Origin of the sequence: Gloeocapsa sp. PCC 7428 (genome assembly GCF_000317555.1) — a bacterium.
In the GTDB taxonomy this organism is placed as follows: Bacteria; Cyanobacteriota; Cyanobacteriia; order Cyanobacteriales; family Chroococcidiopsidaceae; genus Chroogloeocystis.
The window spans coordinates 3881568-3904699 of sequence record NC_019745.1 but is presented as its reverse complement, the minus strand read 5'-3'; the positions used below and the strand labels follow the sequence as shown (position 1 = coordinate 3904699).

The 23132-nt window shown below is 43.6% G+C and carries 25 protein-coding genes; 12 read left to right on the top strand and 13 right to left on the bottom strand.

Going from position 1 to position 23132, the window contains the following annotated elements; genetic code table 11:
• The 4 genes from GLO7428_RS17365 (at position 1) to GLO7428_RS17350 (ending at position 3906) form a co-directional block, all read left to right on the top strand.
• Positions 1 to 831 (top strand): carbohydrate ABC transporter permease, encoded by an 831-nt coding sequence (locus tag GLO7428_RS17365; RefSeq protein ID WP_015189874.1) that lies wholly within the window; start codon positions 1 to 3, stop codon positions 829 to 831.
• Positions 832 to 906: 75 nt separating this feature from the next.
• Positions 907 to 1659, top strand: a complete 753-nt coding sequence (locus GLO7428_RS17360) for a YebC/PmpR family DNA-binding transcriptional regulator (RefSeq protein WP_015189873.1) — start codon at positions 907 to 909, stop codon at positions 1657 to 1659.
• 76 nt (positions 1660 to 1735) lie between these two features.
• Positions 1736 to 2977, top strand: a complete 1242-nt coding sequence (locus GLO7428_RS17355) for an FAD-dependent hydroxylase (RefSeq protein ID WP_015189872.1) — start codon at positions 1736 to 1738, stop codon at positions 2975 to 2977.
• Between the two features lie 77 nt (positions 2978 to 3054).
• The gene (locus GLO7428_RS17350) at positions 3055 to 3906 is read left to right on the top strand and encodes a DUF72 domain-containing protein (protein WP_015189871.1); all 852 of its coding nucleotides are present in this window, start codon (positions 3055 to 3057) and stop codon (positions 3904 to 3906) included.
• Positions 3907 to 4111: 205 nt separating this feature from the next.
• On the opposite strand, the gene GLO7428_RS17345 is transcribed toward GLO7428_RS17350, so the two are convergent.
• Both GLO7428_RS17345 and GLO7428_RS17340 read right to left on the bottom strand, forming a co-directional pair.
• Positions 4112 to 4837: a hypothetical protein gene (locus tag GLO7428_RS17345; protein WP_015189870.1), complete on the bottom strand. Its 726-nt coding sequence runs from the start codon at positions 4835 to 4837 to the stop codon at positions 4112 to 4114.
• Between the two features lie 93 nt (positions 4838 to 4930).
• Entirely contained in the window at positions 4931 to 5785 is an 855-nt protein-coding gene (locus GLO7428_RS17340) for a helix-turn-helix domain-containing protein (protein ID WP_015189869.1), read from the bottom strand.
• A gap of 157 nt (positions 5786 to 5942) precedes the next feature.
• On the opposite strand from GLO7428_RS17340, the gene GLO7428_RS17335 reads away from it, so the two are divergent.
• A complete protein-coding gene (locus GLO7428_RS17335; RefSeq protein ID WP_015189868.1) occupies positions 5943 to 6215 on the top strand; it encodes a hypothetical protein in 273 nt (90 codons plus the stop codon).
• 175 nt (positions 6216 to 6390) lie between these two features.
• Here the strand turns inward: GLO7428_RS17335 and GLO7428_RS17330 are convergent, their stop codons facing one another.
• From GLO7428_RS17330 to GLO7428_RS17320, 3 genes are all read right to left on the bottom strand, one after another.
• Positions 6391 to 7098, bottom strand: coding sequence for a M15 family metallopeptidase (locus GLO7428_RS17330; RefSeq protein ID WP_015189867.1), 708 nt, complete (start codon positions 7096 to 7098; stop codon positions 6391 to 6393).
• Between the two features lie 24 nt (positions 7099 to 7122).
• The gene (locus GLO7428_RS17325) at positions 7123 to 8739 is read right to left on the bottom strand and encodes a malectin domain-containing carbohydrate-binding protein (RefSeq protein ID WP_015189866.1); all 1617 of its coding nucleotides are present in this window, start codon (positions 8737 to 8739) and stop codon (positions 7123 to 7125) included.
• A gap of 100 nt (positions 8740 to 8839) precedes the next feature.
• Positions 8840 to 9910, bottom strand: coding sequence for a WD40 repeat domain-containing protein (locus tag GLO7428_RS17320; protein ID WP_015189865.1), 1071 nt, complete (start codon positions 9908 to 9910; stop codon positions 8840 to 8842).
• A 626-nt stretch (positions 9911 to 10536) separates the two neighbouring features.
• Here GLO7428_RS17320 and GLO7428_RS26115 point away from each other — a divergent pair.
• The gene (locus tag GLO7428_RS26115) at positions 10537 to 12726 is read left to right on the top strand and encodes a serine/threonine-protein kinase (protein WP_015189864.1); all 2190 of its coding nucleotides are present in this window, start codon (positions 10537 to 10539) and stop codon (positions 12724 to 12726) included.
• 156 nt (positions 12727 to 12882) lie between these two features.
• Here the strand turns inward: GLO7428_RS26115 and GLO7428_RS17310 are convergent, their stop codons facing one another.
• Complete coding sequence (locus GLO7428_RS17310; protein WP_015189863.1) at positions 12883 to 13551, bottom strand: TetR/AcrR family transcriptional regulator; 669 nt, start codon at positions 13549 to 13551, stop codon at positions 12883 to 12885.
• A gap of 125 nt (positions 13552 to 13676) precedes the next feature.
• Here GLO7428_RS17310 and GLO7428_RS17305 point away from each other — a divergent pair, with 125 nt between their 5' ends.
• Complete coding sequence (locus tag GLO7428_RS17305; RefSeq protein ID WP_015189862.1) at positions 13677 to 15245, top strand: FAD-dependent monooxygenase; 1569 nt, start codon at positions 13677 to 13679, stop codon at positions 15243 to 15245.
• A gap of 184 nt (positions 15246 to 15429) precedes the next feature.
• Here the strand turns inward: GLO7428_RS17305 and GLO7428_RS17300 are convergent, their stop codons facing one another.
• Together GLO7428_RS17300 and yidD are read right to left on the bottom strand one after the other, a co-directional pair.
• Complete coding sequence (locus GLO7428_RS17300) at positions 15430 to 15612, bottom strand: hypothetical protein (protein WP_041918678.1); 183 nt, start codon at positions 15610 to 15612, stop codon at positions 15430 to 15432.
• 229 nt (positions 15613 to 15841) lie between these two features.
• Positions 15842 to 16054, bottom strand: coding sequence for a membrane protein insertion efficiency factor YidD (yidD, locus tag GLO7428_RS17295; protein WP_015189861.1), 213 nt, complete (start codon positions 16052 to 16054; stop codon positions 15842 to 15844).
• Between the two features lie 61 nt (positions 16055 to 16115).
• Between yidD and GLO7428_RS17290 the strand changes: the two genes are divergently transcribed.
• The 3 genes from GLO7428_RS17290 to GLO7428_RS17280 all read left to right on the top strand — a co-directional run bounded on the left by GLO7428_RS17290 (position 16116) and on the right by GLO7428_RS17280 (position 18207).
• Positions 16116 to 16811 carry a diacylglycerol/polyprenol kinase family protein gene (locus GLO7428_RS17290; RefSeq protein WP_041918677.1) on the top strand — a complete coding sequence of 232 codons (696 nt, stop codon included), beginning with the start codon at positions 16116 to 16118 and terminating at the stop codon, positions 16809 to 16811.
• 106 nt (positions 16812 to 16917) lie between these two features.
• Positions 16918 to 17880, top strand: coding sequence for an aldo/keto reductase (locus GLO7428_RS17285; RefSeq protein ID WP_015189859.1), 963 nt, complete (start codon positions 16918 to 16920; stop codon positions 17878 to 17880).
• 96 nt (positions 17881 to 17976) lie between these two features.
• Positions 17977 to 18207, top strand: a complete 231-nt coding sequence (locus tag GLO7428_RS17280) for a hypothetical protein (protein WP_155823769.1) — start codon at positions 17977 to 17979, stop codon at positions 18205 to 18207.
• A 103-nt stretch (positions 18208 to 18310) separates the two neighbouring features.
• Here the strand turns inward: GLO7428_RS17280 and GLO7428_RS17275 are convergent, their stop codons facing one another.
• Positions 18311 to 19246: an alpha/beta fold hydrolase gene (locus GLO7428_RS17275; protein ID WP_015189857.1), complete on the bottom strand. Its 936-nt coding sequence runs from the start codon at positions 19244 to 19246 to the stop codon at positions 18311 to 18313.
• A gap of 163 nt (positions 19247 to 19409) precedes the next feature.
• Between GLO7428_RS17275 and GLO7428_RS17270 the strand changes: the two genes are divergently transcribed.
• Positions 19410 to 20273 carry a shikimate dehydrogenase gene (locus GLO7428_RS17270; protein WP_015189856.1) on the top strand — a complete coding sequence of 288 codons (864 nt, stop codon included), beginning with the start codon at positions 19410 to 19412 and terminating at the stop codon, positions 20271 to 20273.
• Positions 20274 to 20324: 51 nt separating this feature from the next.
• Here GLO7428_RS17270 and GLO7428_RS17265 read toward each other — a convergent pair whose 3' ends face one another.
• The gene (locus GLO7428_RS17265; RefSeq protein WP_015189855.1) at positions 20325 to 20945 is read right to left on the bottom strand and encodes a hypothetical protein; all 621 of its coding nucleotides are present in this window, start codon (positions 20943 to 20945) and stop codon (positions 20325 to 20327) included.
• 124 nt (positions 20946 to 21069) lie between these two features.
• Between GLO7428_RS17265 and GLO7428_RS17260 the strand changes: the two genes are divergently transcribed.
• On the top strand, positions 21070 to 21498 hold the full coding sequence (locus GLO7428_RS17260) for a hypothetical protein (RefSeq protein WP_015189854.1): 429 nt from the start codon (positions 21070 to 21072) through the stop codon (positions 21496 to 21498).
• Positions 21499 to 21513: 15 nt separating this feature from the next.
• Here GLO7428_RS17260 and GLO7428_RS17255 read toward each other — a convergent pair whose 3' ends face one another.
• The 3 genes from GLO7428_RS17255 to upp all read right to left on the bottom strand — a co-directional run bounded on the left by GLO7428_RS17255 (position 21514) and on the right by upp (position 23101).
• Positions 21514 to 21795, bottom strand: a complete 282-nt coding sequence (locus tag GLO7428_RS17255; RefSeq protein WP_015189853.1) for a YggT family protein — start codon at positions 21793 to 21795, stop codon at positions 21514 to 21516.
• 128 nt (positions 21796 to 21923) lie between these two features.
• Positions 21924 to 22262: a hypothetical protein gene (locus GLO7428_RS17250; RefSeq protein ID WP_015189852.1), complete on the bottom strand. Its 339-nt coding sequence runs from the start codon at positions 22260 to 22262 to the stop codon at positions 21924 to 21926.
• Positions 22263 to 22450: 188 nt separating this feature from the next.
• A complete protein-coding gene (upp, locus tag GLO7428_RS17245) occupies positions 22451 to 23101 on the bottom strand; it encodes a uracil phosphoribosyltransferase (protein WP_015189851.1) in 651 nt (216 codons plus the stop codon).
• Positions 23102 to 23132 lie beyond the last annotated feature (31 nt).

Here is a 23132-nt window from a genome sequence, read left to right as displayed (position 1 = left end):
ATGCTCGAAAAAGCTTCCTGGCTTACACCTGTTTTGTATGTCATCTTAATATTGTATGCGATTTTAACGTTTGTGCCTTTTGCTTGGGCGTTGTCTGCTTCGTTTAAACCGCTATCAGAAATTGTATCAGGCGCAGATGGTTTTATTCCGCAACAGTTCACGTTAGAGAACTACCAACAGATTTTTATACAAGAACCGCTTTTTGGCAGATGGTTATTTAATAGTATATTTGTTGCTGTGTGTGTAACGCTAGGTAATTTAATTTTTAACTCAATGGCGGGCTATGCTTTGGCTCGAATTCGTTTTCCTGGAAATCAACTATTCTTTTTTTTAATCTTAGCAGTTTTGATGGTTCCTGGACAAGTAACTCTGATTCCTACTTTTTTGATTTTGAAATCTTTAGGCTGGCTGAATTCCTATCAAGGACTCATTGTTCCTAGCATTGTCAACGCAACTTTTATTTTTATGATGCGGCAGTTTTTTATTAATTTTCCCAAAGAATTAGAAGAAGCAGCAGCGCTAGACGGGCTAGGGTATTTAGAAACTTTCTTTCAAATTGTGTTGCCATTAGCTAAACCAGCATTAGCGGCACAAGCTATTTTTATTTTTATGGGTTCGTGGAATAATTTCTTAACTCCATTGCTGATTTTATCAGAAACTGAAATGTTCACTTTACCATTAGGTTTAAATACATTTAAAGGACAATATATTAGCTATTGGAATTATATTATGGCAGCATCGATGATGTTTACTTTGCCAGCTTTGTTGATTTATGTCTTTTTTAATCGATATTTTATTCGAGGAGTGACTTTTACAGGAGGTAAGGGATAAAGTTTAGCTCTACATTGCCACAAATCAGTTGTCAATGTTTAAACTGAAACTAGGTTGTGAAGATTCTTTTACGTTATGGCGGGACATAGTAAATGGGCAAATATTAAGCGACAAAAGGCGCGTGTAGATGCAGTTAAAGGAAAAACGTTTACGCAGTTATCGCGGGCTATTATTGTAGCAGCAAGAAATGGCGTACCTGATCCAGCGGGTAATTTTCAGCTACGAACAGCGATTGAAAAAGCAAAAGCTGCTGGAATACCAAATGAAAATATCGATCGCGCGATCGCTAAAGGTGCAGGAACTTACGCAGATGACTCTGCCCAGCTTGAGGAGATTCGCTACGAAGGTTATGGATCGGGCGGTGTCGCGATTCTGATCGAAGCATTGACTGATAACCGCAATCGTACCGCTGCTGATTTGAGAGCCGCGTTTAGTAAAAATGGTGGTAATCTCGGTGAGACAGGTTGTGTCAGTTGGATGTTTGCCCAGAAAGGGCTAGCGATCCTTTCTGGTAGAGTTGATGAAGAGAAGCTGTTAGAAGCATCATTAGAAGGCGGCGCTGACGCGTATGAACTTGCAGATGGTATGGCTGAAGTTTTTACAAACGTAGGTAATTTGGAAAACCTCAGTCAACATCTGAAGAATGAAGGTTTTGTTGTTAGTGACGTGGAGTTACGCTGGATTCCTAGTAATAGTGTCGAAGTCAGTGATTCGGAACAAGCGCGATCGCTACTGAAATTAATTGATACGCTGGAATCTCTCGATGACGTGCAAAACGTTACAGCTAACTTTGAGATGGCAGATGAGTTAATGGCATTGAGCATTTAAGCAAATATACCTTGATTACCGCAGCCTGATCGCGTAACAATTAAGAAAAGTAAACGATGTGTTAGCTAGTTATACAATGGTGCTGGAGCAGTTGGAACAAGCGGTTTGTCCTCAGTTGGACTGTGACTATGACTTGGCGATCGTCGGTGGTGGTATTGTGGGGCTGACGCTGGCGTGTGCGCTGAAAGACTCTGGATTGCGCGTCGCGGTGATTGAAGCCAAACAGCATTCTGTCGCAGCGGCGAAAGGACAAGCTTATGCAGTTCACCAACTTGCAGCACGAATTTTTCAGGGAATTGGTGTCTGGGATAAGATGTTACCCAACATTGCATATTATCACCGAGTACGGCTTTCTGATGCAGATTACCCTGGTGTCGTTGAATTTCAAACAACAGATTTAGGCACAGATGTCATCGGGTATGTCGCGGAACACCAAGCGCTGCTAGCACCTTTGCAGGAGTTTATGCAGGAATGCGCTAACGTCACTTATTTGTGTCCGGTAGAAGTTGTCGAGACAGAGTATAAACCAGATTTTGTCGAGATTTCAGTTGTTAGTGATGGGAAATTGCAGACGATCCACACGCGATTACTTGTCGCCGCTGATGGGGCGCGATCGCGCATTCGTAACGCCGCCGGTATCAAAACTCGTGGTTGGCAATACTGGCAATCTTGTATTGTTGCCTTTGTGAAACCAGAAAAGGCTCATAATGATACCGCTTATGAGCGGTTTTGGGCGAGTGGTCCATTTGCGATTTTACCCTTACCAGGGAATCGCTGTCGGATTGTGTGGACAGCACCGCATGAAGAAGCAAAGGCTTTACTTGCTTTGGATGACGCGCAGTTTTTGCAGGAGTTGCAACGTCGCTACGGCGATCAGATGGGGAAACTCGAACTTGAAGGCGATCGCTTTATGTTTCCGGTACAGTTGATGCAGAGCGATCGCTATGTATTACCGCGACTTGCTTTGATTGGTGATGCGGCGCACTGCTGTCATCCTGTGGGTGGTCAAGGGCTAAACTTGGGTGTGCGTGATGCGGCGGCTTTAGCGCAGGTGTTGCAAAATGCGCACGAGAATAGCAATGATATCGGTAGTATTCAGATATTACAGCAGTACGAACGTTGGCGCAAGCGGGAAAATTTAACAATTTTGGGTTTTACTGATTTGTTGGATCGGATGTTTTCTAACAATTGGTTGCCGTTGGTGGTGATGCGGCGGTTGGGTTTGTGGATGCTGCGGCGGATTCCGATGTTTAGGGTTTATGCGTTGCAGTTAATGATTGGGTTGCGGGGACGGATACCGCAGTTAGCGCAGAGGTAAAGGGGCATTAGGGGCAAGGCAGTGCGGTTGTAGGGGCAAGGCAGTGCCTTGCCCGTACTTGGCAGGAGAAGCGGGGTATGTTTCGGATTGGGTGCGCGGTGTGGTCGTATAAGGGTTGGGTTGGTGATTTTTATCCGGCGGGGAGTCGGGCGAGTGAGTTTTTGAGGCTTTATAGTCGGCGGTTGACGACGGTTGAAGGGAATACGACTTTTTATGCTACGCCTGATCAGGAAACAGTGGCGCGGTGGGCGGCGGATACGCCGTCGGGATTTGAGTTTTGTTTGAAGTTACCTCGCGAGTTAACGCATCAAGGATTGTTGGAACCTTCAATTTCTGGCGCGTTGAGTTTTTTGGAACAGATGCGAGGGTTGGGAAGTCGCTTGGGACCAATTTTTGCACAATTACCGCCGCGCTATGGACCTGAGTGTTTGAAAGATTTGACGGCGTTTCTCGGTGCTTGGTCGCAGGAAAACGCAGAGTTAGCCTTGGAAGTGCGCCATCCTGACTGGTTTACGGAACCTTATGCAAGTCAATTGACAAGTCTACTAGAAGAGTTGGGTATTGGGCGTGTTTTGCTTGATTCGCGTCCGATTTATGATACGCCAGAAGATGTAGAGATTCTTTCAGAACGTCGCAAGCCTCAGTTACCTTTGCAATTGAGTATCACTGCACCTTTTAGTTTGATTCGTTTTATTAGTCATCCGCAGCAGGAGTTGAATCAAAGCTTTTTGCAAGAGTGGGTGAGTGTTGTTGATGCGTGGTTGCGTCAAGGTATGCGCGTGTATTTTTTTGTACACTGTCCGCAAGAAGCGCGATCGCCTGGTAATGCGCGATATTTTCAACAGATGTTGGTACAACACGGTGTTGCAGTTCCGCCACTTCCTTGGGATAGTGTTCGGGAATCGCCTACGCAGCTTAGTTTGTTTTAAAGAATAGGTTTGTTACATGAATTGTAGACACCTTCCGACTGAAGTCGGGGCTAAATAACAAAGTGTGCCTTCGCACACTCTGACAAGAAAATTAACTGTAATTACACGGAGGTTGATAGGGTTTGTCTAGTAGCAAATTGATTTGTTGAATATGTTACTGGGTGGGTGTAAATGAATTGAGCGATCGCACGCTGAAGTATCAAGCCTAGCGAATAATTTTTACAACATCGTAAAGACCGTGTTCATTATCAGCGTAAGTTTGCCAGTAGTTTGTTTCTTTATCAAAACCAGGTTGTTGACCGAGTGATTTGAAATCTTCGCGACTATTCCAACGGGCGAGTAATGCAATTGTCGATTTATCTGTACTAGGACACATCGCTGCCCACTGCAATCCTGGAATCATTTGTAGTACACTGGGCATCTCTTGAGTGACAATCGTTACGAGTTCAGATTGATCTTTGCCTGGCTTCATTTTAAATTGGCTAAACATGATGACATCTCCTTGATAGAAGCTTGGTGATGTTGTTCTGGTTTCAGTATGTTGAACTTGGCAAGCAAAGGATTGAGGTGTCTGTGTCGCAACATTGAGTACGTGTTCTTTTGCGTATGACTGGAAGCTAGATAAATCTTTTCCTTGCCATTGAGATAGTGCAATCACTTGTGTACCATCTTGCGCTTTGAGAATTGCGGAGTCTTGAAAGCCAGGAGTTTTTGCAAATGAGGGTTCGGCTTGGGAAACTGCTGAGAGAACTTTAGCTTGATTTGAAGTTGTGGGATAAACTGTGATGACGTTAACAACTTCGTTAGTAGTGTCTAGAGGAATCGCGGTATCAGCTTGTGCTAGCTTTGGCATTGCGGTGAGAACACTCAGCATTAACAGCGCGATCGCTGCGATTGTTATACCAAACTTACGCATAAATAGACTTAGCATAACTGCTTAACCTTCTTGATACGTGTTTGATTAAGGCTACAAAGCTTGCAATGCGACTGTATAGTCGTTTTTTGCGATTTTAGTAGATTCTTGCTATAAAAATTGTTTCGGCGTGACTCCCGTGAGGCGCTTGAAGTGTCTGCCAAATTGACTTTGACTCGCGAATCCAACTTGTAAAGCAACATGGGCAATCTGCTGAGTCTGTTTCAGCAATTCTTGCGCGCGTTCAATGCGGCACTTAATCAGGTATTGATAAGGAGAATATCCTGTAGACTGTTTAAATAATCGCGCAAAGTGATACTGGCTTATGCCAAGTTCAGATGCGATCGCTTTGAGTGAAATATCTTCTGCTAAATGAGTTTGAATGTAGTCAATTGCTTGTTGTAGTTTGTGGTTAGGCAAACCACCATAAGCGCGAATTATTGGCTTACGTGTTGAGTAGCGCCGTAACACATGAACCGCTAATGCATTTGCCATTGATTCAGCATAAAGGCGATCGAGTTGCTTTGTTTTTAGTTCTGCTTTGAGTGCCAAACCAATTTGTTGCAACAGTGGATCGCGAATTTTTATGTGCGGTATCATTTCGATGTTTTCTGACTCGACAGTTTCATTTACAGCAGAGACAAAGATATTTGGTTCAAGGCGAAGCAACAAGAATTCTGCATCAGTATTCCAAGACAATTTACGATGAAGATCGGGCGGCGTAAGCATAATGTCACCTGGCGTCAAATGTACGCTACGACGTTGCCCTTCTGCATTTCGTTCTAGTTGAATTGGTTGTCCAAGATGAATACTCAACAGATAATGAGGAAGACAACACTCTGAAGATTCCTTTGCAGGTTGACGATGTTGTTCAACGCGTAGCAAATCCGATACATCTAAACTCGATAAGATTGGCGATCGCGGCACAATTTGTAAATGCGACTTGTTTCTAGTATCTTGACTCATAAATCTTTGTAGACATCTTTAGTTTTTTTGGGATAATAGCATTAAGAACAAACCACAGAGGCACAGAGAACACAGAGGAAAGAGATTAAGAGAAATACTCGCGAACATACGATTGCTATAGTTTGTTTTTTAAGCAAATGAGTATTTTATCAAAAATATGATTAATCTTTATACAGTTATCATCAAAAGAAACAACAATTCTTATATTGCTTTATGTTTAGAGGCAGGAATACAAGCATCAGGAAGTACTCAGGAAGAAGCTATTTATCACCTCAAAGCAACTCTAAGAGAACTAGAACAAAATTCTGATTTTCGCAATGGCATGGATTCTGCGCCAGATTGGCCACAACAAATATATGAGTTTTTAGTAGTAGGACGCAAATTTCCTACCTCTGAAGTTTTTGAATTAAGACTCATTTACCTTGAGTAATAAAAATTGTTTTTCAAAAATCTCTTTCTATATCTTCTCTTTGCGTACTTTGTGTCCTACCCTAGGGGAAGGCTACGCCTATGTGGTTCATTTCAAAAGATAATTTAAATAAAAACAAACCTGCCGTAATTGGAATTAAATCTTGAAAAAACAATAAAACTTTACTCACTGTTTTTTAACTCACACGACCGTAACGCGCAACCACAGGATTATTAGGACTAGCTTGATTAGTTAAATACGCCCACAATTGATCTCCCAGGGAAAAATGCCACCATTCACTAAGATGACGCTGAAAGCCAGCCGAATGCATTGCTTCAAATAATACTTGGCGATGGAGGTGATATTTTTGTGCCGCAGGATCAGTGCTATTGGCATAGTAATCAGGGTGCGATCGCGGCGATAATTCATCAATCGCAGAACCCATATCAACCGTCTCACCAGTTTCATCGATAAGTGTTAAATCGATAGCAGCGCCCGTACTATGTGGTGGCGGGTAGCGATCGTCCAAACTCGGTACTGCCCAAAGCTGATAAACTTGTTCCCAAATTTTCTGACGCTGAGTTGCGGATAACCTATCAACTTGCAATCCGGCAGTACGCACAACTTGCTCAAACGTGTAATCTACCATAAATTGCTGCACAGCGACAGGGCGATACGCATCAAAAATAAGTAACCGCCACGCAGGATACTGTTTTTGCAGGTGAGTTTGGGCGGCGCGTAAAGCTGATACGACACCTTGACGTAAATAATACGGCGCGCGATCGCCATAAACTGCACCCAATTGTTGATAAGGATGCGGAGAAACCACCGCAAATTCTAGAGGAATCAAAACGAGTGGTTCATGACATTCTAGAATGGGAACTTGCTGATAGGGCTTCTCCATGAGTAATTCGGGGATAACTCTCGATTAACCTCGTAAAACTTCAATGGCAGAAATTAAAGGAAAGTCTTTTTCTGCCTTAAAAGTTAGGTTCAGCTTACCGTCGGTCACTTGTACATTTCTAATTGATATCATTGTTGCGTTTAAAGCACCACCAGCCGCTTTTGTGATGTCGTAGTTATTCATCACAAGTTTATTCTCAGCTAAAACGTCAAAGACGCGTCTACCAACACCGCCAGGACCTTTACCAGGCGCGCCCCAATATGTTTCAGCAAAATGCAATCGCACTTCGAGGTTTCCTGAAATGTTAATTGGCAGGTTAAAGTTAACGATCCGCGATGCTAGAGGCGTTGTATTCGTAATTTTTCCGCGATAGGTTTGGTAAAGTTTATCATTCGTTGTGTTGGCAACTGCAACATTACCAGCGTTCTCAGCTTGTGCGTTGGTTGGTGAGAACCATCCTTTGCCGGTATCAGAAGTCCATACTTTACCTGTACTATCGGTGTAAGAAACGTTACTGCCTACATCTATGCGATACAGTGTCGAACGTGTTTCTGGCTTGATGTTACTGACTAAATAAACGTTGTCTTGATAATCGTAGTTGATTCCAGAGTAATCCATCGCGACGATCCAAGTGTTGGGGATGATTTGCCCTTGGCGATTTCTCGCTACCCAAAAGCGCACGTGATGTCCACTCGGTCCAGGACTACCTTTTTGTTGATCGATCAATTGATTATTTTTTGTCGGATCGCTCCACTCTTGATCGATTTTAAAGCCAAAGGTTCCATTCGGATTAAACAAACCTTGTGCAAGTTGCGATAAATTTTGTCTGCGTGGGAGTAGCGTTTGTCCGTCAACTCCTGCATGAGTAAAAACAACTTTCGTGGCGTTGCTACCTTTGCTATGCCAGAAAATTGTTGCGGTTTTTCCTTGCGTATGGTAAGCAGCCAATTGCTTTACGCTTACTGGTTGTGAAGCATTTGCTTTTTGCCAGTAAGCTGAAAGCACTTCGTCACCGACTGCTTGCACTAAACCACTTTGATTGAGTTTTTGTCCAGGACCAGTAATTTTTGTTTGATAGCCGAAAACTTGGAGAATTTCGTTTAAACTGGGTTCTTGATTACCTTCGGATACCGATTGCCAGAAACCGGAAAGCTGAACGACTTTGTTCGCCTCGTCAGCGTCATTAGATTTAATCGTTAACGTACCATTATGAATGCTGCCACTCGTTGCTTTAAAGCGGATGCGTAAATCAAGCTGTCCTCCAGGGACAATCGTTACGGGAGTGTTAATATTATTAAGCAATTCCCACGGACCTGTAATAGGCACGCCTGTGATTCTTAACGGGCTAGTTCCTAAGTTTTTAGTTCGCAGCGTAACCGTGTCATGAACTCCGTTATCAGGCGGATTATTCAGGCTACCAATGCGACTGAAGACAAGGCGATCGCTGTAGGGTACGTTATCGAGGTTTTGAATATCAATTTCTGGACCACTTGCTGCTGCTTGCAGCGAAGAATGCTGCTGTAGTGGAGACAGCGTACTTAAATCTGTCTGCGCATTGTCGAAGTTGTTGCTATATATTGGACTGGTGTTGCTATTTGGAGTAGCACCAGCTAAAGTATCCGATTGATAATTGATCGCCATTGCAGACCTGATAGGTTAGATAAAGGTAAAAAATTGTACTTACGATCTACCTAAAATCTTTACCATGTTTAGGCACAAGTCGCCGCAAAAATTTTCTACTTTAACTAACTGGTACAGAAGAAGGAGAAACGCGCCAAATCTTGATTGTTCGGTCTTTACTACCAGTGGCAAAATTTAGACCATTTTGACTAAACGCGACACACGTGATTCCTTGAGAATGATCCGCAAGATTACGGACAACTTCTCCGTTGTCAATATTCCACAGTCTAATCACTCGGTCTTCGCTAGCAGTTGCAAACGTTTCGCCATCACTACTAAAACTAATTGCTGTGACTTCTTTTTTGTGTGCGGCGATCGTGCGGCGGAGTTCGCCGTTACTCGTATTCCAAAGTTTGACTTCTCCGATATTACTGCCACTTGCGAGCGTTTTACTATCAGGGCTAAAGGCAACTGTATAGACTGGTCGTGCGTGTCCTTTAAGCGAGTGCAGCAACTTCCCTGTTCGCATCTCCCAAACGTTTGCTCTTTGGCGGTAATTACCACTGGCGATCATTTGCCCGTTAGGACTAATCGCGATCGCCGCCACACCTCCTTGATCGGCAATTGTGCGTAAAAGTTGTCCTGTGCGTACGTGCCAGATTTTGATTGTGCGATCGCCACTTCCACTCACTAAAATCTCACCGTTGGGACTAAATGCGATCGAACTCACCCAATCTTTGTGTCCAGCGAGTGTACGGATGTTTTTACCCGTTTTGAGATCCCACAGTTTAATTGTTTTATCGCCACTGGCGCTTGCTAATATCTGACTATTCGGAGTAAACGCGACTGAACTAATCCAGTCTTTGTGTCCTGATAAAGTGTATAGTAGCTTTTTTGCACCCAAGTTCCACACTTTTACAGTGCGATCGCCACTACCACTTGCTAGAACTTGTCCATTTGGGCTAAATCCTACTGTATAGATTGCCCGTGCATGACCGCCGCTAATTGTATCTACCGATAATTTGCCGCGCCACGCATTCGCTGCGGCTTGCAGCAGTTCGATTTGTGATGATGTTGAACTTACCGCTGGCTGTGGTATTCCTTGTACTACAGATTGCGGCATCGCCGCTAAGGGCATGACGTTAAAAGTTAATAATGGAAGCGCGGCAAACACAATTTTTTCTAAGGGCATAAAGCTACCTTTTCAGGTGATTCCACAACAAACTTCAATTAGCCAATTAAGGCTTTTGGCTACTTGTTAGTAAAGTGTACAACTCTCTTAAGAGCGAAATTTTATTTCCTTGGGCAAGCTATCTTAAATCAAGAATTTGCTGTCATACTGTCTAATTTGCCGTATTTCATTCATTGAATTCGCTTACTGAGGACCAATGGGTTGACTAATTCATAGCAAATTCAGCAAAAAATATTGTCATGTTATGTCAGAATTATTGTGGAAACTTACATCTCTTAATAAAATAAGCAAATTCTGAAAAGCTCTATACAAAACTAGCGATGTTGACAAATGTAGGTTTACATGCGTAGTTAAAGATTTTGCAGATTTTTTTACCTCTCCTAATGATTTTGGGTGTTAAGGAGATGCGTAGAAGCTGCTGAATGCGTTTTTGTTCCCAGAGTTTACAAAAAGAAACACTGCCACAAATTTTGGCATTTTTCACTGCATTATCTGCGCTCGTTAGCAACTATTTTTTAATTTGTTTAAACTGAGATCTAAGCTGTTAAATGAATTCAAATTGGCAAAAGTGACGATGAAGTTGTAACTTTTACCAAGGCAATTCAACTCTTGGGGAGAGTCAAGCAATGATAGGTAAATTGCTCGGTGGGCGATACCAAATTGTAGAGATTTTAGGAACTGGAGGCTTCGGTCAAACCTATGTTGCTGAGGATATACACCGACCTGGTCATCCTAAATGTGTTGTTAAACACCTCAAGCCTGCTAGCAGCAATTCGAGTTTTTTAGAAAATGCGCGACGTCTCTTCCAATCTGAAGCCCAAACGTTAGAAAAGCTGGGAAATCACGATCAAATACCTAGATTACTAGCTTATTTTGAAGAAAACGAAGAATTTTATTTAGTCCAAGATTTTATTCAAGGTCATCCCCTGAGTGCTGCACTACAAGCAGATATACGCTGGAGTGAAGGCAAAGTCTATCAAATGTTGCGCGAAGTCTTAGGAATTTTAGAATACGTCCACAGCCAAGGGGTCATTCATCGCGATATCAAGCCGAATAACTTAATTCGACGTCAAGAAGATGGCAAATTAGTTTTAGTCGATTTTGGTTCGGTAAAGCAAGCGTGGACACAAGTTGTGACAGCGCACGGGTACACAAAAACAAGTTTTGCCTTAGGGACTCCGGCGACTATTGGCATTGGCACTCCAGGATATATGCCAACCGAACAAGGGCGGGGTAGACCGCGTCCGAATAGTGATATCTATGCGTTAGGAATTATTGGTATTCAGGCGCTAACCGGACTCAGTCCGATGCGTTTTCAAGAAGATATAGACACTGGCGAAATTTTGTGGTTAGACGCAGCAGCCGACGTTAATCCAGCGCTGGCTACCGTCCTCTCTAAAATGGTGCGCTACCACTTTAAAGATCGTTACCAAACTGCCAGCGAAGTTTTGCAAGACTTAGAACGTATCGATTTACCAGAAATAGAAGACACAACCGACTTGGTACTCGAACAAGTGCCGTTACCCAGTCCACCACACAGCACAATCATATTTACCGAAGATAGCATAACAAACACAGAATCTCAGCGCGTCATCATTCCAGTTACGTTAGCAGGTTCTACCGATCTTTATGCTGGTCAAATTAGTTCGCGGTTAATTACCCCCATTATCGAGCCGCTACCTCCATCGTCCCCAGTTAAGTCTTCACCCGCGCCGCCATTCTCACCGCCACAGCCGTTATCTAGCCAGTCTACTATTGCTACACCCCAAACAAATTCAGTAAAAAAAACTTCTGTAAAGTCACGTGTTAGCGGTCACACAGAGACGAGTTATACGGCTCAAGGTCAATACAAAATCAGAATTGGTGCAGGCATTACCGCAATTATTCTTAGCTTAGTTGCAGGTTATGCAATTTACTGGCAACCGCGACCGAGTGTTTCTAGACCTTTAGAGCAAATGAAATCACTCAAAGCGGAAGGAAGATACGAAGAGTGTGTAGACCAAGCTTCTACTTTGTTAGCACAATCGAGCTACTATACCGATGCGCAGTCGATTTTACATGAATGTCAAATTGCTCAAGCGATTCGATTTGCGGGAGAACGTAATTTCTATGCAGCGATTATGGAAGCCAACAAAATTCCATCGTCTGCGGCTTTTTATCAAAATGTACAGCAGCTAATTGAACAGTGGTCAAATAGCATACTCGAAATTGCCACAAACGAATATCAATCAGGCGATCTTAAGCAAGCGATCGCGATCGCGCAGCGCGTTCCTAACTTAAGTCCTGTTTACATAGATGCACAAACATCAATCAAACAATGGAATAGCGAATGGGAAAATAACACGCGACACGTTGAAGCCGCAAAAACAGCTTTAAAAGCTCAAAAGTGGGAAGAAGCGATCGCCGAAGCCAATAAAGTTTTAGATACCGTTTACTGGCAACAACAAACACAGCCGATTATTCAAACCGCAGAATCGAAGCTAGCAGAAGTTAAGAAAACTGCTGTTGCTAATCAATCTACAAGCACTCCACCCAAGAAAACAACACCTGTTGTTCGTACGGCGGCGATCGCCAAACCTGCTTCTACGGCAACTCCAAGACGCACCGTCACGCCAACTACGACAAAACGAGTGACTCCTCAACGCAGAAGTACTTCAGTAGCTCCTGTTAAACGCGTTCAGCCACGCCCTGTTAATCGAACTACTACAAGAGTTGTCCGCCGCCCCGCAGCAACGCAACCGCGACGTAGCACCCCACCACGTACCACAACTCCTGCAAAGCCATCATATAGTTGGACAACAAAAACTATACCTTAAGAAGTAGATGATAAGTATCTTATTAGCTTTACTTGCTCATTAGCATCCAATTCAGGAGCAAGCATATACCAGCTATAAAAAACTACTTGTTTTAAAGCTTGTTGTAAATCACTCTCGCATAAATGATGGCGACGAATTCTAAAGCTAGCGGTGCAGCTAGCCGCTTGATGCTGTGTTGGAACCTTTAGCAAAATTATCTGTGAGCGGTAGTTCTACAATCAAGTTAATCAAGCTATCGACAATGCGATCGCGTTCCATTGGCATAATCTCCTTACCATGTAACATCTCTTGCACAATCATAAAATGCACAACAGCACCAACAAAGATTCGTGCTGTTGCTTCAGGATCAGATAGCTTAAGCTGCGGACAATGCGTGAAATAGTGACACAGCCTTCTAAATGCAGTCTGTTCAATGTTGCGAACAAAAGCACGAGCTAATTGCGGAAATCGTCCTGACTCTCCTAGAATCAGCCGCATAAAATTGAGAAACTGGGGTTCAGTTGTCCCAATATCTAAGGCTCGATTAGCAAAATTTCTCAGAACAACTTGGGGGGGCATTTGTAAAATCTGCTCGTCTACTGTACCAAAAATAGATTGGAATCTTTGCTCGACTAGACGTTGGATAAGCGCAATAAATAAACTTTCTTTGTCTTGAAAGTGACTATATACTGTCGCTTTTGAAACTTTGGCGGCGATCGCTACTCGATCCATACTCGTTGCCGCATAACCATGAGTTAAAAATTCTTGCATTCCACCTTCTAAAATGGCTTCGGTTTTTTCTTGAGAAAGCTGTCTATCTGTACGTCCAGGTTTTGCCTGTCTCATGCCAAGTTGTCCTTAAGGTTGAATCATCAATCTTACCTTGACATTCTAAACTACTCAGTTTAGTCTATTAATAAATTAAACTAACTAGTTTAGTTCATTGCTTCTGGAATAGGAGGCATAAAAGTATGCAAAACACCATTCAAACAGACGTTATTATCGTCGGAGCAGGACCTACAGGGCTTTCGCTGGCTGTACAATTGCTGCGCTACAACATTGATTTTGTCATCTTTGACAAGAAAGAAGGAGTTACTGAGCTATCCAAGGCGCTGGTGGTTCACGCTCGTACGCTAGAAATTTACGACCAAGTGGGACTAGCAAAAAAAGCAGTTGCAGGTGGCGAACGGGTACAAAGAGGCGCTCTAATGCACGATGGTCAAATCAGCGCTCACCTCGATTTTTCAAACTTTGGTACAAGGCTCAGTCCGTTTCCGTTCATGCTTGTATTTGAACAAAGTAAAAACGAGCATTTACTTTATGAACATCTCCAGCGCAATGGTAAGACTGTTCAGTGGCAGACTGAATTGGAAACTTTGACACAAGATACAGACAAAGTGAGGGCAGTTGTCAAAACTACCAGTGGCGAAACGCAGACAATCGAAGCATCTTATCTTGTAGGGTGCGACGGTGCCAGCAGCCCAACTCGATATTTTCTCGGTTTGAACTTTGAAGGTTCAACTCATCCGCGCTTATTTTACGTCGCTGATGTACAAATGGAATTTTCAGAGGACAAAAACAGGTTCTATGCTGCATTGGGGCATGACTCCTTTGCCCTAATTGTGCCGATGCAAGATGAAAAACGCTGGCGGCTGATTGGTAACTTGCCTGAATATGAAGACCAAATTGATCGGGAAGTCCTTTTTGATGCAGTCGAACCTAAAGTAAAGCAATTGGTGCAACTACCGCTGGAGATTACGGCTTTACATTGGTTTTCGACATACAAGGTTCATACTCGGCGGGCAGAGACATTCTCGGTTGGCAGATGCTTTCTAGCAGGCGATGCGGCACACATTCATACCCCTGCGGGAGGACAAGGTATGAACACGGGCATTCAGGATGTTTATAACCTTGCCTGGAAGCTTGCTTTCGTTTTGCGGGGTAATGCGCAAAATTCATTGCTAGCAACTTACAACGAGGAACGCTTGGCAAATGCGAAACGGCTGTTGCAGACGACTGATCAGTTTTTTGATGTAGCAGCAAGCGATCGCTGGTATTTTCGCTTCTTCCGTGACAATATTTTACCGAGGCTTGCGGGGCTTGTGACCCAGTTTAGTGGCGCAAAAGAGTTTCTGTTTCCAATGGTTTCTCAAATTGGACTGGACTACCGCGATAGTTCTTTAAGCCAACATCAACAAGATCGCCACTTCGAGGTCAAAGCCGGAGATCGAATACCATATTTTCTTGTTAATGGTGAGAACATTTACGATCAGCTTCGCAATCCAAAATTTCACCTGCTCGTGTTCTCTGATGGGCAACAGGACTATGAAGGTTTGAAGCTAGAACTCGAAACTGAATACGGGGACTTCATCGATTTTCATGTCATTCCGCTTTACCCAAGAGTTGTGGAAATCTTCGGTAGCAATCAACTGTTCAAAGTACTGCTGCGACCGGATCACTACATTGCACTGCTCTCTCCAGACTGTTCTCTAGATGACATCAAAGCTTACTTGCATAAGGTTCTTGGACTGGTTGCTTAATATTTCTCTGCTTTGAGAAGTCCATCACTGATGCATGGTATAGTTCAGAACTAAAATCAATTCATCAAGGCAATATCTCAGCGAGGAGTTGCGTTGGCGGAGCCTGTCCTGTGGACAATCGCTAGAGTTGTCCTGTTGGGCGTTGGTGATGCGATGACGTACAGATAGATGCGCATGACATCGGTTAAAAAGGAGGCTGCTGTACTTGTAATAACTCCTGTGATTCTGACAGTAAAAGTATTGGGACAATTAGAGCCACGGGGTACAGCGATCGCGCTTTCGGCTCTAACATCGAGTCAAGGTAATCGAGTTGAGTGATGACTGGTGGAATCCGGCGATCGCGTTCAAGCAGGTCAAGTATTGCCATAAAAATATTGTTGACAAATGACACTCTTTATGCAGTTAGTTTTGCGTAAATACCTGAGCCTACTGTTTTCGCAGTAAGCAATCCTATCTTTCGGGAAATAGAGTTTTGGTGTGAATTTCCCAGTAATCTTCATTTGCCACCTCAAATAATGTCCAGAAACAACTCAGCCCCGACGTGCTAAGTTACCAAGAATTTATATCGTAGGAAGATAAAAACTACATTAATGCAGTTATTTCGGCACCGGATCGTAGCCACCTGGATGCCAAGGATGACAGCGCAGCACCCGTCGTGCGGCTAAAATTCCGCCGCGCCATACTCCAAAACGCTCGACAGCTTCCATTGCATACTGCGAACAGGTAGGATGAAAGCGGCAACTAGGAGGAAATAGCGGTGAAATTAAAATTCGATAGCCGCGAATTAAGAAAAGAATCAGACGTTTCATCAGAAAGCCAAATCTAGATAGAGTGATACAAGAATACTTACGTTCAGCTTAAGTCAAGACCTTGCTTACTTTAACCTGGTTAGAATCAGTGCCAGATGTGTGGCAACAAATCACCATTGTCGGAACTTGGTTAGGTGTTATTTTACTACTTGCGGTAGTTGCCAAACGCTACACGAGTGCCGACTCAGAAATCACGCGCAAAATTGTGCATATCGGCACAGGTAACATTATTTTGTTTGCGTGGTGGTTGGATATTCCAGCAAGTGTAGGTATTGGTGCTTCGATTGTAGCGAGCATCGTTACCCTGCTGTCGTATAAATTCCCGCTATTACCTGGAATTAACAGTGTGGGACGCCAAAGCCTAGGAACGTTTTTTTATGCGGTGAGTATTGGTGTCTTAGTTGCCTGGTTTTGGTCTATTGAACAACCGCAATACGCTGCTTTAGGGATTTTGGTGATGACGTGGGGCGATGGTTTAGCTGCCTTAATTGGTCAAAGATTCGGTAAGCATCGCTACAAACTTTGGGGAATTCAAAAAAGCTGGGAAGGTTCTTTAGCAATGGGTGTTGTCAGTTACATCGTCAGTAGCCTGATTTTTCTCAGCGTACAAGGCAACATCTGGCAAACCTGGTTTATCTCGCTAGTCATCGCTGTGGTTGCGACTAGTTTAGAAGCTTTTTCCAAATTTGGTATTGATAATTTGACGGTTCCTCTTGGTAGCGCCGCGATCGCTTTTGCTTTGACTCAGTTGCTGTAGGTTCAGTCAATTGTAATTATTATTCTTTCCCAAACTACTATCGTAAGTTGGAACTCCAGTTTATGAATCTGATTGCACAATAAACAAAGAACACGAGGAGGTAAAAATGGAGAAGCGACGCTTAGGCACAACCGACATCCAAATTACTCCCATTTTGATGGGAACATGGCAAGCAGGTCAAAAACAGTGGGTTGGTATTGAGGATAAGGAAAGTATTAAAGCTATTCGCGCCGCAGTTGATGCTGGAATTACGACAATCGATACGGCGGAAGTATACGGTAATGGTCACTCCGAACAAGTCATCGCGCAAGCCTTAAGTGATGTTCCACACTCGCACATCGTTTACGCCACAAAAGTTTTTGCCAATCACTTGAAATACGACCAGGTTCTCGAAGCTTGCGATCGCTCGCTGAAAAACCTAAAAATTGATTATATTGACCTTTACCAAATTCATTGGCCTTCGGGTTCCTTCAATACCGAAATCGTGCCAATTGAAGAGACAATGAGTGCTTTAAATCAATTAAAGCAACAAGGTAAGATTCGCGCGATCGGAGTTTCTAACTTCTCCCGCACTCAGTTGGAAGAAGCCGCGCAGTATGGACGCATTGATAGCATTCAACCGCCCTACTCGCTGTTTTGGCGTTGGGTTGAGAAAGACGTGATGCCGTACTGTGTTGAAAATAATATCTCGATTCTTGCCTACTCTCCGCTGGCGCAAGGATTATTAACAGGAAAATTTGGTCGCGGACATCAATTCGACCCCCAAGATAACCGCGCTAAAAATAAGCTATTTCAAGGAGAAAACTACGAACGCGCGCAACAAGCTTTAGAAAAACTTCGTCCGATCGCGGAACGCCATCAAGCTTCACTGGCGAATTTAGCGATCGCGTGGTTAATTGCGCAGCCGCAAACGCAAGCGATCGTTGGTGCAAGAAACGCTGAACAAGCTGTGGGTAACGCTAAAGCTGCGGAAGTCAAACTCACTTCTGAAGAATTAGCCGAAATTGATGCTATTGGTCGCATTGTCACCGATCATCTCGACAACAATCCAGTGATGTGGAATTGGTAGAAAGGGGCAAGGCAATGCCTTGCTCGTATCATACAAAGTTGTTAGTGTATTGCTGAATATGTTGGCTGTTGTTGCAAAGTTCAAAGACTTTTAAACTTGAGTAAATCACCAGTGGCGATGAAAGAATCGCATGATAACTTAAATATTAAGACACCAGATAGATATAAACCAATTCAAAACGTTCTCGGCGCGGTGTCTCCTGTCGTAGAACTACCAACAGCGAACACCAAGCATAGCTTCAGAGGCAAGACACCTCAAGCAGGTAAAGCCCAACCTTGGTCAGGAAAGACGCTTCTATGCTGGAGTTGCGATCCTCGTAAACCTTAGTTGTTATTTCGCTTAGCTCTTTAATTCCAAATTCAATTTGAAGAAGTTGAGTCTTATTTCCTAAAGGGTCTAGTCAATCTATTCTGACTAGACCCAAATTGTTTTATTGTGTATTAAGCGTGAGTACCCACTCTTTTAGTAGCGAGTTGACTTGCTCTGGTACTTCATCATGCGGGCAATGTCCGGCGCGCAAAAAATACTCGGTTAATTCTGGATAGTACTTGCGAAACTTAGGCGATCGCTCTCTTGCATTCATCCAGGGATCGGCTTCTCCCCATAAAAGCAGCAACGGACACTTTAACTGTCGTAGCAGCGTGTCTACTTTTTCTCCTTGAGGAGTACTAAACACAGAAGCAAAAACATCAACCGCACCAGGATCGCACGAAGGGCGGTAAATGTCTTCCACAAGCTGGTCTGTAATCGCGCTTTTATCGAGATAAACTTTTTCTAAAGTTTGGCGAATGATCCAAGGTTGACGAATGTACTGAAACAATAAGAAACGCCCTAAGGATTGTTGAAAGAACCATTTTGCAGACTCTTGCAAAAATCTCTGCACAAAATCCGACTGTTTTGGTGGCTGAATTTCTGATTGTACAGCTTCGGATTCGGCTGTGGGCTGATCTTCGTTAAAAGGACCTGCGCTATTAAGTAAGACTAATCCTGCTGCTGCGTTTGGGCGCTGGGCGGCAACGCATAAACTCGTATACCCGCCTAATGAGTTACCCGCTAACACGACTGACCGACCAATGACTTCTTGAATAAAGTCGTACAACTGATCGCGCCATAAATCGCCGCTATATTGCCACTTTGGTTTAGCTGAACGCCCGAAACCTAATAAATCAATCGCCCATACTTCAAAATCACGCGATAACCCAGCAATATTTTTGCGCCAATGGTCAGTTGAAGCGCCAAATCCGTGTACTAATAATAATGGAGGATGCCCTGAGGATTGTCCGGCGCGTACATAATAGATTGACTGTCCTCGCCACTGCCAATATTTACCTGGAATTGAGCTAGTAGCAGCTGGAGTCGCCTGCATAATCTCAATAAATGTTAAGTTACTTTAATAATTTTAACGTGGAGCGTTATGGTGTGTGAGCGTGTAATCTATGTAAATGGATAGAAATCAGAGAGGCAAGGCACTGCCTTGCCCGTAGTCAGGATTTAAGGCGTGTTAATTTATTGGGTTTAGGTATTGGTAGGTGATTACAGGAAAAACAAAATTGCTTGGCGTTATGGGGTATCCAGTGGAACATTCGATGTCGCCAGCGATGCATAATGCAGCGATCGCGCATTTAAAGCTTGATTATGTTTATCTACCCTTGTCAGTAAAACCTGAAGCTTTAACCACAGCATTTGCTGGATTAGCAGCGATTAACTGCACAGGCTTTAATGTCACAATTCCGCACAAGCAAGCAATTCTACCTTTGCTGTCAGAAATATCTCCTGTAGCTCAAGCGGTGGGAGCCGTTAATACAGTTTGGCGTCAAGGTGATGCTTGGGTAGGTACAAACACCGATATTGTAGGCTTTCTGGCTCCGTTGCAAGATATGAATTGCGATTGGAATAGTGCTGTAGCACTAATTTTAGGCTATGGAGGAGCCGCAAGAGCAGTCGTCGCTGCTTGCGCTCAATTGGGTTGTCCGACAATTCACGTCATTGGTCGTAACTTGCAAAAGCTACAGCAATTTTCCGCTAGTTGGCACGATGCGGATATCACCGATAAACTGCAAGTTCATGTTTGGGATAAATTACCACAACTGATTCCCCAAGCGACCTTATTAGTCAACACAACTCCTGTGGGAATGCATCCGCACGCTGAAGCATCACCCTTAAGTGTTGCAGAAATGATGCTTTTGCCTCCAAATGCGATCGCATACGATTTAATTTACACTCCGAGTCCTACGCAGTTTCTTCAGCAAGCAGAAAAACAAGGCGCGATCGCGATCGATGGACGCGAAATGCTCGTTCAACAAGGCGCAGCAGCGCTGAAGATCTGGTTACAACAACCTGTACCAGTAGAAGTGATGCGTCGAGCGTTGCAGCAACAATTACAGCGGGAGTGATAAGTTTTGAGTTTTGAGTTTTGACCTCTGATCCTTCACCCTTTACTTCCTTCACGCTTGTGGCCAACGCCAATTATAGTGATTCCAACTATAAACGCCTTGAATTTCGTATTCTGCACCATTACTTAAACGAACAATACAGCTAGTCGTAGTATTGTTTTCTTCATAGGCTTCTTTAATTTGCACTACGGTGCAGCTATACCATTCACGCTGACACGGACCTGTTTCTTGCACCCATTCCCACAAGCCATTCGATACTTCAATGCGATCGCCAACCTTAAGCCTCAAAGCTTCTTGCGCCTCACTTTCGGCATACTCGGCAATATGAACAGGTTTGATGCGATTTAACCATTGCAAACCGTAGCGATCGCGAATAAACTGTACTTTTCCAGAGTCGCGACTCATTAACCAATCATTCAACAGTTGAATCTTCCAATCGCGACCTTGCTGTTGTTGTTCTTTAATATATTCCCAAAAGCTGCGACGTTCTTCGGTGGTGAGTTCTTGTAATGGATTCGTTGCAGTTCCGTCTAAAGTACCATCAGCGGGTGAATGCTGACGTGCGATCGCTTGGATGATAATTTCTTTTTGCTGCTCTGTGAGAGCGCAGCCTGCTGCTTCACAGTCTCTAAATGCTGCTTGCAGGGTTGCTTCGATCTCCGCAGGGTTCATAGCAAGTTAAGTTGCGATTTCCTATTTTACGATATAAACCTGAATACAAAACTTTTAAAACGCTTGTCCCTATGAAAATCTCAGCTTAAGCTGAGGTTGGTCACTATTATTTTTACTGTTGTTTATGCGTCGTGGTTTTACTGTTATTCTCATAACTTGCTTTATTGGGATCGTTACTTGTTTATGGAGTCCCCCAGCGTTAGCACTCACTCAAATCAAACTATCTAATCTTAACTATCACGAGTGTCCCCAGGAACTTTCTGAAGGAGCCGTAACGAGTGGTACGACGATGGCAGCTAACTGCTTTATTGTCACTGGGAAAGCCGAAAATGCTTCTAACAAACCAGTCTACGACGCTGATATTTTTGGCAGAATCTACGATGCTAATAATGAACCCGTCATGCAAAATCGCACTCGGTTGGGTTCGATTGCCGAAGTTCCGCCAGGAACGAGTGATTTTGAATTAAGAATTTCTGTACCGGCGAATCAGCCTACTCCTTTAAAGCTAAAGCAGTTTAAGGCAGCCGGTTTTAGCGGTCAAGTCCGACGGTAATTTCAGCAATACGGCTTAGTAGTAAGCAAATGCTCCTGGTAATCCACCGATGAGGCTTCCTGCTACTTGCAATAGCAAAATAGCCAAAATCGGTGAAATATCAATTCCGCCCAAGGGAGGAATAAACGAACGAAACAGATTCAAATAAGGATCGGTGATTTGGCTGATTGCAGCAAAAGGTTGCGAATACCAATCAATATTGGGAAACCAGGTGAGGAGTACCCGAATAATGAGGATATAGGTGTAAATTGTGATAAATGTAACGAGCGTATTCGTAAGTAAGTAAATGGAACTCATAGATTGGGAGTGAGTTACTAAATTGCACTTTAACAAAGAATGATTTTAATTTAGCCGATATTAGCTCTTTTGGGATCTTTAGCAAGAAAGATCCGCATCCAATCGCTTGGTTTGCAGCTGATGTGTCACTATGAGTCTTTAGGTAATTGTTCGCTATCCGGCTGATTGCTGTTGACTTGTCCCAAGGTTAGACGAACTTCATCGATTGTTTCATTAAGTTGAGCAATTTTATCTTCTAAGCTACGCCGTGCGGTTTCGATACTCTGATCCGAGTAAGCTGCTTTGATTTGGCGTCGCTTGAGCCGATTATTGTCTGATAGTTTTGAGTTGCGCTTTTCTGCGAACTCGCCCGTTGCTTCATAGTTAGCATTTTGGCTAGCTAATAAAGCGCCAATAACGCCTCCTACGATCCCTCCTACGATTGTGCCAGTTAGAAAACCACTAGCAAACCCATCACGCTGATTCATACTGATACTGCCCTCTTGGAATGCACTGTCGCCTTATTCAAATGGTAGGCGATGCAGCCTTTTGCTGAGAATCTAGATTAAATTTTTCTGGAGCAAGGCTTTTATCTCAATGGTCAATATCATTAGGACATTAGAGATGCTCAAACTTATGACTCCGACCTCTGACCTCTGACATTTGACCCCTAACATTATGTTCCAAATGTGCGATCGCCCGCATCGCCTAATCCAGGAACAATAAATCCTTGTTCGTTAACGAATTCATCGATTGTTGCGGTATAAATCACTAATCCTGGATAAGCTGTACCGATTTTTTGCAATGCTGGAGGAGCAACAACAACCGAAATAATCCGCGTCAAACTTGGGTCTACGCCGCGTTTTTCTAATTCAGCTAAGGTCATCATAATTGAGCCACCGGTTGCCAACATTGGCTCAGTAATCAAAACTCGTGTTTCTGGTGCAAACTGGTCAGGGAGTTTATTGAGATAGCAACTTGCTTCTAATGTGTTTTCGTCGCGTACCAAACCCAAGTGGTAAACTGACGCTAGTGGTAGCAACGTTTGTGCGCCTTCAAGTAAAGCTAATCCAGCGCGCAAAACTGGAACAACGGCGATCGGGACTTCAGGATTAACTAAAGTTGCTGGTGCAGTTGCTAACGGCGTATCGATGGTTACGTCTTGCGTTGGTAGCCAATCTCTTACGGCTTCGTAAGTCAACCAGCGCCCTAATTCAGTCATAGCGCTTTTAAACAAAACTGAAGGCGTCGCAGCATCGCGCGCAACGCCTAACCAATGCTTAATCAGTGGATGGGGTGGAACATAAACACGCAATTGCAGCGTCATAACTCGATCAAATGACTGGTAAATTACTGGT